This window comes from Okeania sp. KiyG1 (genome assembly GCF_014132355.1).
In the GTDB taxonomy this organism is placed as follows: Bacteria; Cyanobacteriota; Cyanobacteriia; order Cyanobacteriales; family Microcoleaceae; genus Okeania.
Genome location: NZ_BLZO01000136.1, coordinates 67,618 through 83,295 on the forward strand (window position 1 = coordinate 67,618; position 15,678 = coordinate 83,295).

General features: G+C 38.7%; 12 protein-coding genes. 9 read left to right on the top strand and 3 right to left on the bottom strand.

Annotation, left to right across the window (positions count from 1 at the left end; all coding sequences use genetic code 11):
- Positions 1–31: 31 nt before the first annotated feature.
- The 3 genes from SAGCYANO_RS32460 to SAGCYANO_RS32470 all read left to right on the top strand — a co-directional run bounded on the left by SAGCYANO_RS32460 (position 32) and on the right by SAGCYANO_RS32470 (position 4,347).
- On the top strand, positions 32–1,390 hold the full coding sequence (locus SAGCYANO_RS32460) for a cytochrome P450 (protein ID WP_202223839.1): 1,359 nt from the start codon (positions 32–34) through the stop codon (positions 1,388–1,390).
- A 59-nt stretch (positions 1,391–1,449) separates the two neighbouring features.
- The gene (locus SAGCYANO_RS32465) at positions 1,450–1,617 is read left to right on the top strand and encodes a hypothetical protein (protein WP_202223840.1); all 168 of its coding nucleotides are present in this window, start codon (positions 1,450–1,452) and stop codon (positions 1,615–1,617) included.
- Positions 1,618–2,685: 1,068 nt separating this feature from the next.
- Positions 2,686–4,347 (top strand): bifunctional UDP-sugar hydrolase/5'-nucleotidase, encoded by a 1,662-nt coding sequence (locus tag SAGCYANO_RS32470; RefSeq protein ID WP_237396908.1) that lies wholly within the window; start codon positions 2,686–2,688, stop codon positions 4,345–4,347.
- Between the two features lie 158 nt (positions 4,348–4,505).
- Here SAGCYANO_RS32470 and SAGCYANO_RS32475 read toward each other — a convergent pair whose 3' ends face one another.
- From SAGCYANO_RS32475 to ureC, 3 genes are all read right to left on the bottom strand, one after another.
- Positions 4,506–4,967: a universal stress protein gene (locus SAGCYANO_RS32475; protein ID WP_202223841.1), complete on the bottom strand. Its 462-nt coding sequence runs from the start codon at positions 4,965–4,967 to the stop codon at positions 4,506–4,508.
- A gap of 520 nt (positions 4,968–5,487) precedes the next feature.
- A complete protein-coding gene (locus tag SAGCYANO_RS48295; RefSeq protein ID WP_255502788.1) occupies positions 5,488–5,616 on the bottom strand; it encodes a hypothetical protein in 129 nt (42 codons plus the stop codon).
- 1,238 nt (positions 5,617–6,854) lie between these two features.
- Positions 6,855–8,564, bottom strand: a complete 1,710-nt coding sequence (gene ureC / locus SAGCYANO_RS32480) for an urease subunit alpha (protein WP_202223842.1) — start codon at positions 8,562–8,564, stop codon at positions 6,855–6,857.
- Between the two features lie 1,933 nt (positions 8,565–10,497).
- On the opposite strand from ureC, the gene SAGCYANO_RS46100 reads away from it, so the two are divergent.
- From SAGCYANO_RS46100 to SAGCYANO_RS46110, 6 genes are all read left to right on the top strand, one after another.
- Positions 10,498–10,683 (top strand): transposase family protein, encoded by a 186-nt coding sequence (locus tag SAGCYANO_RS46100; protein ID WP_375340032.1) that lies wholly within the window; start codon positions 10,498–10,500, stop codon positions 10,681–10,683.
- Positions 10,658–10,846 (top strand): transposase family protein, encoded by a 189-nt coding sequence (locus SAGCYANO_RS46105; RefSeq protein WP_237396909.1) that lies wholly within the window; start codon positions 10,658–10,660, stop codon positions 10,844–10,846. Before SAGCYANO_RS46100 ends, SAGCYANO_RS46105 begins: the two co-directional genes overlap by 26 nt.
- A 438-nt stretch (positions 10,847–11,284) precedes the next feature.
- On the top strand, positions 11,285–11,947 hold the full coding sequence (locus SAGCYANO_RS32490) for a hypothetical protein (RefSeq protein ID WP_202223843.1): 663 nt from the start codon (positions 11,285–11,287) through the stop codon (positions 11,945–11,947).
- 13 nt (positions 11,948–11,960) lie between these two features.
- Positions 11,961–12,689, top strand: coding sequence for a class I SAM-dependent methyltransferase (locus SAGCYANO_RS32495; protein WP_202223844.1), 729 nt, complete (start codon positions 11,961–11,963; stop codon positions 12,687–12,689).
- A gap of 442 nt (positions 12,690–13,131) precedes the next feature.
- Positions 13,132–14,115 carry an aldo/keto reductase gene (locus SAGCYANO_RS32500; protein ID WP_202223845.1) on the top strand — a complete coding sequence of 328 codons (984 nt, stop codon included), beginning with the start codon at positions 13,132–13,134 and terminating at the stop codon, positions 14,113–14,115.
- Positions 14,112–14,303 carry a hypothetical protein gene (locus tag SAGCYANO_RS46110; RefSeq protein WP_237396910.1) on the top strand — a complete coding sequence of 64 codons (192 nt, stop codon included), beginning with the start codon at positions 14,112–14,114 and terminating at the stop codon, positions 14,301–14,303. The genes SAGCYANO_RS32500 and SAGCYANO_RS46110 overlap by 4 nt, the downstream gene beginning before the upstream one ends.
- Positions 14,304–15,678 lie beyond the last annotated feature (1,375 nt).

Sequence of the window (15,678 nt, forward strand, 5' to 3'; positions counted from 1 at the left end):
AGGTAACTTTGAGATAATCAGCAAAGCAAAAATGGTATTACCTGATGGCCCAGCATTGTCCCCTCTACAAAGAAGACTCCGGACTTGGAAATTTATTTTTCGTCCCTTACAAACAATAGAAGAGCGATATTCTCAATACGGAGATATCTTCAGGACTAACACTAACTCCAAGACTCCTTTTATCTATTTCTGTAACCCTAAAGCTATTCAACAAATTTTTACTGCTGACCCTGATACCTTTAGCTCAGGTGGTGGTAATGGTGTTTTACAATACATTGTGGGTAGAAATTCTCTATTTATCCAAGATGGCGATCGCCATCAACGTCAAAGAAAACTATTAATGCCACCTTTTCATGGCGATCGAATGCGTACTTATGGGGACTTAATATATAATGTTACTTCTGATGTTATAGATTGCTGGCAAATAGATAAACCTTTCCCCATCCGTAGGTCTACTCAAGAAATATCCCTAAAAGTTATCCTTGGGGCGGTATTTGGTTTAGACCAAGGGGAACGTTACGAACAACTAAGAATACTTTTGTCTGGTGTCCTCGACTCCATTAGCTCTCCCCTCAGCTCCACTTTTCTGTTCTTCAGTTTCTTGCGAAAAGACTGGGGTCCTTGGAGTCCCTGGGGTAGATTTTTACGAAAAAGACAAAAAATTGATGAGCTAATCTTCGCAGAAATTGAAACTGCTAGGGAAGAAGCAAATCATCGTGATGATATCCTCAGTTTGCTGCTAGAAGCGCGTGACGAAGCAGGCGATCGTATCAGTGACGAAGAAATTAAGGATGAACTGCTGACTTTGCTTTTTGCAGGTCACGAAACTACTGCTTCAGCTCTAGCTTGGGCATTATATTGGATTGATAAAATTCCATCAGTGCGGGAAAAACTATTAGCAGAATTAGCAACTCTTCCTACTAACCCAGACAAAGTTGCCATTACTAAACTGCCCTACCTCAGTGCGGTTTGTCAAGAAACTTTGCGTCTCTATCCCATTGCCACAAATGCTTTCCCTAGAATTGTCCAGAAACCTATAGAAATTATGGGTTATCAACTTGAACCAGGAATGGTAGTAATTCCTTCTATTTATCTAACTCATCAAAGAGAGGATATTTATCCAGAACCTAAAAAATTTAAACCGGAACGTTTTCTCGAAAGACAATTTTCACCTTATGAATATTTACCTTTTGGAGGAGGGAGTCGTCGTTGTATCGGTTCAGCTTTCGCTTTATTTGAAATGAAATTAGTTTTGGCAACTATTTTATCAAAGTGCGAACTCAAGTTAGTTTCCGATAAATCTATCCAACCTGTCCGCAGAGGGTTAACTATGGCACCACCAGGAAAGATGCCAATGGTCGTTAAACAGAAATTTGGCACTGCTAAATAAATGTATTATATTATACTAAATGTGAAAAAGAATGCTTTTGTGAGGTAAAACTTCAATAATTGGCGTTGGTAAAGCGCGTGTATGATATTAATCTTAATTCTTTAGGAGTCAACCCACCCCTCGCCCCTCCCCCGACCGTGGAGGGGAGGGGAACTCAGGAGTCAGGAGTCAACCCACCCCCAACCCCTCCGGTGGAGGGGAGTAAAGAAGAAGAAACAGAAGTATAAGGAGAAAGTTTTTTGGTCGCGTAAAGGTAACGGAGTTCTATCGCGCTCTTATCCGGACATAATATCATACCTCTTTTCACCAACGCCCAATTATTAAGTAGGGTTTGCTGAAAAAGTCTTATGGGTGAGGGTAGGAGTCAACCCACCCCTAGCCCCTCCCAGGAGGACTATCCCTTATAAGGAACTCCTCAGACACGAGGACACGGAGACGCGGAGACACGGGGACACGGGGACACGGAGAGAAGGGGAGAAGGGGAGCAGGGGAGAAGGGAGAAATAGTAATAGCATATAAGTAAAACTACTTAAATATTCAAAATTAATGTACTTTTAAATACATTTTTTCTATAGAAAAAGGCTTTTAAAGTCTCGAACATAATTTGTCTATAATGTCTACGTTTTGTGTTAAGAAAGATGTTTATAAAGCATAGCCCAGGAGGGGAGGGTAAGTCAGGAGGAACGGGGAATTATAAAGGAGGTAGGAGGAAGAATAGTCCCTTGATTTTTCTGGGCAACTATGCGCCTAAAATGCTAATTTTTTGAACCTAAGAGACCTAAAAGCTTAGACTTTTTTCAACTAAAAAAATCTAAAACCTTTATATGTCAATGCTTTTAGATTTAATCAGCAAACCCTAAGTAATTACAGCGCTTTTCACTTAAAGTAGACAACAAAATTATTTTTGGGTAGGGAGTAGGGAGTAAGGACTAAGGAGTAAGGAGTAAGGAGTAGGGAGTAGGGAGTAGAAAAATGCTTTTGGGTTGCTCGTACTAAGTAGTCGTGTAAAAATAACTTGAACAGTTTTTTTAATGGAAGCTATATTTCACAATTTATCCCAGATAAAATTTGTACAACTTATTCTTACATGGCTCCTAACTGTAGTATATCTATATCAAAAGCACTATAATACAGGCGCAATGACATTTTTGATAATTAGCACCCTAGAGCGCGTATTAATTATTCTGATGTTTACTTCTCCCCCACTCCCCCACTCCCCCACTCCCCCACTACCCCACTACCCCACTCCCCCACTCCCCCACTCCCTTATCTATCTACTATTAGTATTTATTCCCTTGATAACATCAAAACCCCCAACCAAAACCATCACCATTCTGGAAACTAGCGATCTTCATGGCAACCTTATGCCTTATGATTACTGTACCAACCAACCCGCAGAATGGGGATTAGCAAAAGTCGCTAGTTTAATCGCACAGGAACGAGCTAAAAACCCTAACTTACTGCTTATTGATGCCGGCGATACTATTCAAGGGACACCATTAACTTATTACTATAATCGAATTGACACAGAAGCAGCACATCCGATGGCAGTAACAATGAATGCTCTCAAATTTGATGCTGCTACTTTAGGAAACCATGAGTTTGACTATGGTACTAATGTGCTTTCCCATTGGATAAGTCAGCTTAATTTCCCCATAGTTTGTGCTAATATCCACAAAAGTGATGGCACTCCTGCTTTTAAACCTTATATCATTAAAAATGTTGATGGTATAAAAATTGGTATTCTTGGTTTAATTACTCCTGCAACTTCTAACTGGGTGCCATCTGAAAATATAGCTGGATTAACTTTTGAGAATCTCATAAATACTGCCCAAAAATATATTCCTCAAATGCGAAATGATGGTGCAGATGTAATTACTATTGTTCAACATACTGGTTTTTCTAAAGTACCAAAAGATCAAAGGCTGGCTTCTGCTTGGTTAACCGATATTCAAGAGTGGAAAGAAACTGGCTCTATTCCTGATTCAAATCTCACCCTAGAATTAGCACAACAGGTAAAAGATATTGATATAATTATGGCGGGACATTCACATCATGATGTTCCTAAAGCTATAGTTAATAATGTTTTAATTGCAGAACCTTCTTTTTGGGGAAAAGCTTTAAGTAGGTATACTTTAGTATTAGAGCGTCGGGGTGAAAAGTGGGAAGTTATTGCTAAAGATTCTACTAATTTATATGTTACTGATGTTGAGCCAGAACAGAATATTTTACAACTTTCTTTACCATATCATCAGCAAACATTACGCTATATCAATCAAAATATTGGTGTGGCAAAAATAGAATTTTATGGTGGTATAAAGGCACGGTTTCATCAGAGCAAGTTGTCAAATTTAATCAATAAAGTACAAATACAGGTGGCAGAAGCAGCAGGTTATCCTGTCAATATTTCTCTGACTTCTATTGTTAATAACACTGGAAAAATTTCTCCAGGAAAAATTACTAGGAGAGATATTTACAGTATCTATAATTATGATAATTATTTGTTGGTTATAGAAATTAATGGGGATATTTTGCGTTGTGCATTAGAAAAAAATGCTGCTTATTTTAAACAACTTAATATTAATGATTTACCCAGTCTTCCTGAGGAGGTTTTGGCTGAAAATCATCTTGGCTATAATTGGGATTTATATAGTGGAATTGATTACACTGTCGATATTACCAAACCAGTAGGAAAACGAATTACTAAGTTACAGTTAGATGGAAAAGATGTTGAACCAAATCAAGTTTTGCTAGCTGCTATGAATAGTTATCGCGCTAATGGTGGTGGTGGTTATTTGATGTTTAAAGAGGGGAAAATAATTTGGCGATCTGCTACAGAAATTCGCGAATTAATTGCTGAATATGTCAAGAATAAAGGCATAATTGAATCGGATACTATTACTTCAGGAGGATTACAATTAGTTCCAGATTTATATCAAAAATATTTTGGTAATTAATATCGTAAGGAAGATGGAAAAAGGAAGAAGGAAGACTGTATATTTTTATAATTAATTCTAGAATTACTTCAATATCCAATCTCCCCTACTCCCCCACTCCCCTACTCCCCACTCCCTCACTCCCCCACTCCCCCACTCCCAACAACTCTAATAAGTATTCAACCGGATTTGAGATCGGGCGATCGCCAACTAGCAGGAATTACCAAAACTGGACAATGGGCACCATGCAAAATACCCTCACTAACACTACCTGCAAAAAATTTCTCAATACCACTGCGTCCATGAGACCCTACTATAATTAAATCGGCAGCTAATTTTTTTGCCTCTGCCAAAATAGTTTCTACTGTAGAACCTTGAGTTAACAAAGCCACTGTATCAAGACCTTTTTGGCGTAGCTCTTTTGCCAAATCTTGAATCTGTTGATGTTCTCTACGAAACTCTTGTGCCCAGCGGTCGCGCTTAGGCTGAGGTCCTGTCTTAAAACCAACAAAATCAGGATCTGGTTCAGCAATGTGAATTAGCCATAATTTGCTGTTAAAAGCCTGGACTAAAGCTTCAGCTTGAGTAATAATGGCAGGAGTTATTTGAGAAAAGTCGATGGCAACAACTATATTTTTCATTGGTAATTGAGGTTGTTAATTGAATATATAGCAATCCTATTTTATTCGTGTCAAAAATCTTACTGCTTTTTAGGGAACAGCGGTCAGACCCCGCGTCGCCGTCAGCTCGCTTGCGGAATGCTGACCAAGAGAGGGAACACCGGAGCTGGGAACACCGGAGCTGGGAACAGGTAAGAGTTTCAGTTTTTTTATCTACTTTTTGATTTGTCGCAACCTATTTAGGATTGCTATAGTTTTAGGTGATATGTTTTAGGTTTTAGGTTTTAGGTGGTAGGTTGTAGGTTGTAGGTTAATTATTTAGTGGTAGGTTAAGTTATACTAATTTACTCAAATAATGTGATAACAGTCTACTTGTAAGGAATAGATATTTGTAGCAAAAATTCCTCCAAGCGCTATTATATCATCTTTAGTTAGTATTAGTATTCAATGGAATAGTATAATAAACATGGGTATAGAATAAATTAATATGTTTTAAGAGATTATAAAAAATATTACAGTTATATTTTTATCTGTTATACTTTTATACTAATATATTCTTTAGCAACGATAACAAAATGACACACATGATGGCAATGAATTGTGCTTGTGAATCCTGTTCATGTATTGTTTGTCCAATGGTGGCGCTAGCGATCGCCCCTATATTACTCATTGCGTTCAAGAAAATGATGAGTGCGATAAGTAGCGAATCATCCATAGAAAAGAATCCAAGTAGCGTCCGACTATAGAATTCTCTATACTTTCCTAGTATAAAGAATATCCTTATGTTACTAGAGTTGAAAATATCGCTGCGCCATCGGTAAAGTTGTAGCAAATTTACAACTCAATAACTTTTTATCCGCTTTCACTTCATAGCTTTCAGGGTCAATCTACATTTTTTTTGCTAAAGCATCATTTAAAGTAGCACTCAGCAATCAGCAATCAGCTTCTCAGGCGTGTATAATAGACATAGACGTGAAAATCAAAAATAAAATCAATTCTTATCCATAAATTATCAATTATTCCCCTCCACCGGAGGGGTTAGGGGTGGGTTCCCTGTTCCCTGTTCCCTGTTCCCTCTTTTCTGGAGATGTCTAATGGGGAATTCAAACCCCCATTAACACGCACCACGCGCTTTTTCAAATATAGTGGGGGACTTAAACCCTTGAATTTTCAGCTAACAGCTAAATGCTGTTTGCGGAGCATTCCGGAACAGAAAAGCTGATAGCTAGTTAACTTCATATCCTGATTTGCGGATTTGCTACTACTATGGTCTAAAGAAATGTCCCATCTGAGTGCCATTGCCGAATCTTTCTCGCTCTCCCCATTTTCCCCTCATAGGAGCAGGGCTAATTCATTGTCGTCAGAGAATATTTACAACCCTATTCTTTTTGAGATCCTATGCTTCCCATACTTTCCACACCTCCCACACCTCCCACACTTTCCACCCCCTCCTCCTTTTTTCTCTGGTGACAATAAATAGACCCTGCCTCCCAGGAGGGGAAAAGGGGAGTAGGGTAGGGACGTTGCATGGAACGTCCGTACGGGAGTATTTTTTTGCCCAACTCTCGCCCAAAATACGCTCCATGCATGAGCATGAAGGGCTGAAAACCAAGGTATTTCAGACCTAAAAAGTCTAAAACCCACATTCTGCACTTTAATTTGTAACATGAAAATTAGTATAAAATCCGTAGCTTGCTTAAGTATTTATACTATATAAATTATCTTCATTGACTTTTATCAGGAGTCAAATTCTCAGTTAAATATTAAGCATAAATACTTGCTGAATCGTTGACTTCTATTGACCACTATAATTTTCTTCTTAATGCATGAATTTTGACTTTTGACTTAAAGCCCTAATTACACCAATGCTACCGAATTTGATATTAATAGCTTTTTTGAACAAACCTCCTAAAACAGAAAATATCGCTGTGCCATCGGTAAAACTGTTGCAGGTTCACAAGTCAACAACTCCCCATCAGCTCTAACCTCATAAGTTTCCGGGTCAACATCTATTTCTGGCAAAGCATCATTTAACTTCATATCTTGTTTGCTAATTTGCCTAGTATCTGCCACTGCGACTGCTGACTTTCTCAACTGTAGTCGAGCATCAATACCACTTTCCAGAGCAGCTTGAGAAACAAAAGTCAAAGAAGTAGCAGCGATCGCTCCCCCAAAACTAGCAAACATTGGCTGCATAACCACTGGTTGTGGAGTAGGAATACTCGCATTCGCATCTCCCATCTGAGCATAAGCAATAGCTCCTCCCTTAATCACAATTTCTGGTTTCACCCCAAACATAGCAGGTCGCCACAAACATAAATCTGCCAACTTTCCCACTTCCACCGAACCCACATACTCAGCAATACCATGAGCGATCGCCGGGTTGATAGTGTATTTTGCCACATAACGTTTAGCACGCAAATTATCATTTTCCCCAGACTCTCCACTCAAAGCACCGCGCTGAATCTTCATTTTGTGAGCTGTTTGCCAAGTTCTAATAATCACCTCTCCCACACGTCCCATGGCCTGAGAGTCAGAAGCAATCATACTAAACGCTCCCAGATCGTGCAGTATATCCTCAGCAGCAATAGTTTCTCGACGAATACGAGACTCTGCAAAAGCCACATCCTCTGGAATATTTCGGTCTAGATGATGACAGACCATCAACATATCCAGATGCTCTTCCAAAGTATTGAGAGTATAAGGACGAGTCGGGTTAGTAGAAGAAGGTAAAACATTTGCTTGACCGCAGACTTTGATAATATCTGGAGCGTGACCCCCTCCCGCACCTTCAGTGTGATAAGTGTGAATTGTCCGGTTTTTAAAAGCTTCTATAGTGGTTTCTACAAACCCTGCTTCATTGAGAGTATCAGTGTGGATAGCAACTTGCACATCGTATTCGTCCGCAACATTTAAGCAGGTGTCGATCGCTGCCGGAGTAGTTCCCCAGTCTTCATGTAATTTCAATCCCATCGCCCCTGCTAATACTTGTTCGACTAGAGCTTGAGGTTGACTGCTGTTACCTTTACCCATGAAACCCAGATTTACCGGAAAAGCTTCAGCAGCTTGTAACATTCGGTGAATATTCCAAGGACCGGGAGTGCAGGTTGTCGCATTAGTACCTGTGGCAGGACCTGTTCCTCCTCCTAACATGGTTGTTATACCAGAAGCGATCGCTGTTTCGATTTGTTGAGGGCAAATAAAATGAATATGGGAATCAATGCCACCTGCCGTTAAAATCATGCCTTCACCCGCTACAGCTTCAGTTCCCGGACCGATGATAATATCTACATTATCTTGGATGTAGGGGTTGCCTGCTTTGCCAATTTTGTAGATTTTTCCATCTTTGATGCCGATATCTGCTTTGACAATTCCCCACCAGTCGAGAATGAGAGCGTTGGTAATGACTAGATCTACTGCGCCGTCGGCATTGGCAATGGGAGATTGTCCCATACCATCGCGGATAACTTTGCCTCCACCAAATTTTACTTCATCGCCATAAGTGGTATAGTCTTGCTCGACTTCTATAAATAATTCTGTGTCAGCTAGACGGACGCGATCGCCTATTGTTGGTCCATAAGTTTCAGCATAGGCGCGACGGTTTATTCTATAAGCCATATTTATTCTTTAGTAAAAACTGTAAAATTAAACTGCGTTACTCTGCGATTGGACCCGTGGAACTTGTACCTGATGGCAGCATAAATAATAAAATCAACAACCAAAATTGATCAGTTTGAGCTTTCATTTTTCACTAACCTCAGTTATTTCCCAACAACTCTACTGTAATATAGAACTTTTCTTGTGTAAGATTTTATCATAAATTAGTTGGCACTAAAATGCAGTTTCTCTACTTTTAGCTCAAATATTAATATATTTATATTTATGTTTGTGCCATCATTAATGATATCGGAATTGAAGAAAAGTTCTAGTTTTTAAAATAATTAATAAAACTAGAATTAGTTAATATGTTTTTTATTTTCTTGCGTTCCAATCATTATTCATCTTGTTTGTAGTAATTTTCATTTTTATGATTCTCTGCTAGTTTGGTTGATTTTATGTTACCGCTCAATAATCTGGGGTAAATCGGTAAATGGCAAGCCTCAAATGCTGTACAATCGTTCCTAAACTCGTAGTTCGCCCTCATTTCTTGAGCGGATACGATTTTATGATCTTTTTGTTCTGTTACTACTGATACTGATCGCTTAGTATCAGTAGATTTGTTATCGTTATCTTTATGTGCAACCAGTTAAAAGTAATCGCACTCCTTTTTATAGGATTACTCTATTTCTCGTTTAGCTTTTTGAGTAAATCAGTAATTGATTTAAGTTGAACTTTAGTAAAGTAAGACATTGCAATAATTATTAAAATGGCTATACCACCATTAAAAATTAATGGGATTAAACTATCTGCACTTCTTAGAATAGGTAGGCTATTTGTATTAGATGATGCGATAATTATTTGATTGTAACTTTTCATCGTCTTAGTAGTCCTTGATATTCAATAAATTGAGCTGCTACTAACACTATACAAAATTCAAAAATATTAATTTATAGACTTATCATATCAAATTCGTCTTAATGAGGAAGCATTTTCCAAGGTTACATCCTTTGCTAAACAAGGGTTTTGATTATGGGATAAGCTTGTTTTATATCCATTTTGGCATATAAAACCTGTCATAAAAATTTACACAAAAATATTTAGTTTGGTTTCAATTAAACATACAAAAGTCAAAAACCAAGCTTTTAGTACTTGTACAAACTTATTTTTTTGTTGGACTAAAATCAATAAGAATTTTAACTTAGTCATTGAAGATGGACTAGAGGTTAGGTTATATATCAAAGAAAACAAGATATGTCTTTTGAGTTAGCAACTAAATTGGGCTATTAATATTACCTTTTACTATCTTTTCTACTTTGTAGGTCTTAACCTAAAAGAGTAGTTTCAGTTTTTGCAAAAAGAAAGCGTTATTAGAATCTCCTTTTGGTTAGCAGCTCAATTGGACTACCAATACCGCAACTTGCAAACTACTCTGATAACACGTATTGGTGTTATAGCCTACACACACATACACATATATAAGACATATCTAAATTTAACCTACCGTTTGAATTTAACACTAAATTTTTGTAATCACATAATATTTTAATAAATCTTAACCCCTTTTAAATTATCTAAATAAATATTTACAATTCTTAATTTTAAGGTAAACGTATTTTAATAGAGTTGTTGGGAAATAATGGGAAATAAGGTAAGATAAGCCGAGAAGAAATTGGCGTTTAGAAATGCTTTATTTTGAACGGGCCTTAAAACAGGATAGGTTATTAAGGGCATTGACAGGATTAAATCGTAAAGCATTTCAATCCTTGCTCTTAGCCTTTACTCATGTATATGAGCAAACATTGACAGACAAACCTCGTCAACGCTCTGTCGGAGGAGATCGTTTACAGCCTATATTAGAAGCAGCCCTGGGAGAAAAAAGGCACTACCAGAACGCCAAATCAACAGTGTCCAAGCATTTATAGAGCGTTTCCCTGGAGTAGAAAGAGTGGTAATGGATGGCACAGAACGGCCAGTGCAACGACCCACTGACTCAGAAAAACAAAAACTGAATTATTCGGGAAAAAAAAAGCGTCATACGAGTCAACACCTAGCAGCAGTAGACCAAAACAAACAAGTGCTGCTGTTGAGCCTAGCAAGAGAAGGAAAGTTACATGACAAGAAATTCCATTCCCCTTGAAAAGTTGGTAGGAAGTATACCTGTGGAGATACCAATTGAAGTAGATAGTGGCTTTCAAGGTATTCAACACCAGTATGAAAATATCCGCATACCCCATAAAAAACCAAAGGGGAGACAATTAAATGAACAGCCGCATACCAAAAATCGGAAATTGAGTCAATAAGCGAGTGATATGTGAAAACGCCTTTGCAGGTGTCAAGCGCTATGGCTCTGTCAATCAGATTTACCGTAATCACGCTTGTTGATTTTGATGACAAATTAATGTTAACAGCGACTGGACCCGTGGAACTTGTACCTGATGGCAGCATAAATAATAAAATCAATAACCAAAATTGATCAGTTTGAGTTTTCATTTTTCACTAACCTCAGTTATTTCCCAACAACTCTATTGATATGGATTATTTAGTAGACTATAGTCCCCTTGAGGATTATCCAGCAAAGCAAGTACAATATGTGAGAAGTATAATAAGTTAAGCAAGGCTGAATAAAGAAACGGGGCAAAATTGCCCCGTCTCATGTAAATTTTAGAAGAATCCTGTAAGAAGTTATCCTGTTAAGGATGATGTGATGGTAAAGTAATTGTAAATTAGGTCGGATTGATATGCTGATTAAAACAGATGAATTCAACAATCTAGTAGATAGCTATTGGCAAGTGGTAGGATATCAAAAGCAGCTCAAGGGAATGTACCAATTTCTAGACGCACAGTTTAAGGCTCAGGAATATGGGGTGAAATTAGAGCCAATCCGCTATAATAAACTATTCACTCATTCCAAGGACTACACTATTTATGATAGTCAGGTTTATCCCTTTGATGTTTGGATTCCACAATGGTACGGTCGTTTTTATGTCGATCCCATCAAAATACCAGCAGAGACGACTTCAGAAGATTGTCCGATCGAACAAGCGAAGTATTTAGGTTTTGTCTGGAATTGGATAGGATTAAATGATGCGTATGTTCCGGATACAAAAGAGCCAGAATGTTGGTTTGGAATAGCCAAACCGGAGACAGAAAAAAAATCCGAGAGGGTGGAGGATGTCGCCCAAAATATCTGGAATCACTTTCGGGTAGAATTGACAGATGAGGAAACGAAGGATGGTTGGTTAAAAGGTCATTACGATCGCCAGAAAGAAGAGTGCGATTATAATGGTTGGTGGTTACTAAAGCGTATACCCATATCTCAGTTAGTTAATTCTTATCACGTACAACAGTTAGTGGTGAGAGCAATCTGCGAGAAATATGGCGAGTTAGGTAATCCTCAATAAGGATCGGAGTATTATGAAATATCCCTCAACATTTGTAAACCCTCTAGATATAGATTCACGCAACTCAGAGTTTGCAGGCCCCTATGAAATTGAGCGCCAACATCTATTCAAACTTTTCCCTGGTTTAGATAGCCAGTTCCCATGCCTTGAAGTAGGTGCTGTGATTGACAATGGGGGTGTTTCATACGCGGATATGGCAATGCTAGCAGCTCTTACACTTTGGCTTCAGCCCCAGCGAGTTCTAGAAATTGGTACTTATCAGGGTTGGACATCCCACAATTTAGCTCTCCAATTAAGAGGTGATGCAGAATTAGTAACTATTGACTTACCAGATGCTCAGACTCCTCACCTCAATTCTAGTGGATGGAATGCACAATTCTTTCCGGAAGATAAAACGCCACTCCTGTTTGAAGGTCGTTCAACAGCTAACCGAATTAAGCAAATTAAGGAAGATACAGCTAATCTAAATGCTGAAGATTTTTCAGATAAGTTTGACTTGATTTTTATTGACGGATCGCACTCATATCCCTACGTTGAGAACGATACTAAGTTAGCTCTATCTGTTGCCAATGAGCAAGCTATTATTCTTTGGCATGATTATGGAATACCTGCACGTTGGTCTGGTGTTACTGAGTATTTACTCCAATCTTCTCGCGAAGGGAACTTGTACCCACTTTATTGGCTTAATCATAAAATAGACCCGGGAATTAATCTTGTTCTCTACATTCGAGGTCTGAATTGAAGAAGGAGTCAGGAGTCAGGAGTCAGGAGTCAGGAGGGAAAATTGCTTATGGATTCTAACCCCAAACAATTTTGAGCACCCCCGTTGACGGTGGGGTATTAAACCCATAAGGGAAATGATAATTAGGGTTTGCGCTCAAAAGTCTTTTCACCCACCCCTAACCCTCCCAGGAGGGGAGGGAAGACAGGAGACAACCCACTCTAACCCTCCCAGGAGGGGAGGGGAAGACAGGAGAAATGGGAATGAGCGAGGAGGTAGGAGTAAGAATTGTCCCAAGATTGTTTTGCCCAACTATGAGCCTAAAATACGCTCCATGCATGAGCGTTTTAGACTGAAATAGGCGCACCGCAATTAGCCCCTAAAAAGGCTAAAATCTTTATATTTCAATGCTTTTATATTTGATAGGCAAACCCTCAATTAAATGAAATCAGAAAACGTAACCATGAAAAAGCGTCAATTAGGAAAAACCGATATCAAAATTAGTGAAGTAGGTTTAGGAACTTGGCAACTGTCAGGAGATGTCTGGGGTAAAAAAACTGAAGCGGAATATATCGAGGCAATTGAGGTGGCTTTAGATGCAGATATTAATTACTTAGATACGGCTTTAGACTATGGAAATGGCTATTGCGAACAGGTGATTGGGAAAGCATTACAGGGAAATTCATCTGTAGTAATTTCTAGTAAAATTCCACCTGAATGCGATGATTGGTCTCCCAAACCTCAAAGTAAGATTGAGGATTACTTTTCCCCAAATTGGATAATTGATCGTTGTGAAACAAGCCTCAAAAATTTGCAGCGAGAATGCATTGATATTTTATTTTTGCATACCTGGAATTTAGCCTGGGGGCATTGTACGGAATGGTATGAAGCGATGCTGAAGTTGAAAGAACAGGGTAAAATTAGAGCGATTGGAATATCGGTTGGCGATCGCCGCGCGAGTGAAGCGAATAGTCACATTGAAGCTGGACGAATTGATGTTATTCAAGCGGTGTATAATATCATGGAACAAGAACCTGAATATACATTATTTCCGATGGCTGAAAAACATCGCGTGGGTGTCATAGCACGCTGTCCATTTAGTTCGGGTGCATTAGTTAGTAATTGGACGCCAAATCATAAGTTTCCAGAAGGGGATTGGCGCGGATTATGGACTCCCGAAGATTGGTTAGCTAAACAGGTAGAAATGGTTAATTTGATTAAGCCAATTGTTAAGGATTCCGATTTATCGATGTCGGCGATCGCTTTAAAATATATCCTAAACCATCAGACTGTTACTTCTGTGATTTCGGGTTCTTCTTGTGCCGAACATATTCGCTTAAATGCTTCTGTAGCTGGATTACCTAATCTTTCGGAAGACATCTTTGGGCAATTGCAACAACTTTGGTTCGATGGAAAAATACACGGAACTTACAATGGTGGGGCTTGACATACTCCCGACTTCCCACATTCCGCACTACAAAATGTAGGAGAAAAGAAAGAGTCATATCATGTCCGGTAGCATCGGTATTGTATAGTGAAGTAAGGAAGAAGGAAGAAGGAAGAGGGAAGAAGGAAGAGGGAAGAAGGCTTAAAAGTGTGAAAAAACGTAAATTTCCTGTAGATATTCACTCTTGATTTTACACAAACGCGCCCCAGCGGACATGATATCAGGAGTCAGAAGTCATAATTTAGGAGAAAATCATAGTCGTCGTGATTAAGTAGTCGTGTAAAAATAACTTAAACAGTTTTTTTAATGGAAGCTATATTTCACAATTTATCCCAGATAAAATTTGTACAACTTATTCTTACATGGCTCCTAAGTAAACAATTAAGCATAAATACTGGCTTGATTGTTTACTCGGAATTTGATGAACGAAAAAAGTAATTGAGATAATTTGCATAGTATAAATGCCTAAGCTTGCTAAGGATTTTATACTATAGAATCCCCGATCGTATCTTTATACGCGGTATGTGCTTTTAGCAGAAGTCCGACCCGACGACTGAGGAGTGAAGAGCGAAATTCAGGAACGAGAATAGGGGAGGCAAGCATATGCGACTCCGCGACGACGTTAGTCGCATCTGCTGGCAACCCTAGCAAGTTGAAATTTGCTTCCATCTCCTCACAGTCCCCACATTCCCCTCCAGGGAGGGGTTAGGGGTGGGTTCCCACAGTCCCCACATTCCCCTCCCAGGAGGGGTTAGGGGTGGGTCCCCACAATCCCCACACTCTCCCTATATTTTTAAATAGATCCACTCAGGGGTTCTATAGTCATTCTGAATAAGACTGGAACACTTTTTCAGCTGAAACTCTTTCAAGGCAAGAAACCCTTGTCTCAATCTTAACTGGAATGACTATAATTTTCATCTTACAAATTGAAGTGCGGAATGTGGGTTATAACATAGAAAGTCGCCCGTTTATGGGCAAGGCTTTAAACCCAATTTTCTGGTAATATCAAATCCGGTGGGGTTGCACATAGAATCCGGTTATATAATATCTGTTTATAATTTCTTAAATTACTTCAATATTATACCAATTTGAAAAAAGAATGTTACGAATAATAAGTGTAATAAAAAGATTTTGTAGGAAATGTCTCTTTGACAAAAAAGAGAATTTACGACCTAAAAACTGGTATTAAATCTATTCCCATACGACTCCTGAATTCTGAATTATGTTTGCGGAGCATGACCTAGGAAATTCTAAGAAATACCCTAGCTATTTGTAGTAAACATTTATAAAATTGGTATTAGACATCTCCTTCATACATAGTAGGGACGTTCCATGAAACGTCCCTACAGGGAAATAATTGATAATTTCTGTACGATAATACGATCATAGATTTTTATTATTGAAGATGTATATTTAATCTCCCCTACTCCCCTCTTCCCCTCTTCCCCTCCACGGTCGGGGGAGGGGTTAGGGTGGGTCCCCTACTCTCAACTATATAATAAGTATTCAACCGGATTTGATATAAGAGGTAGGGATATAGAGAGGTAGAGAGTATTGTTCAAC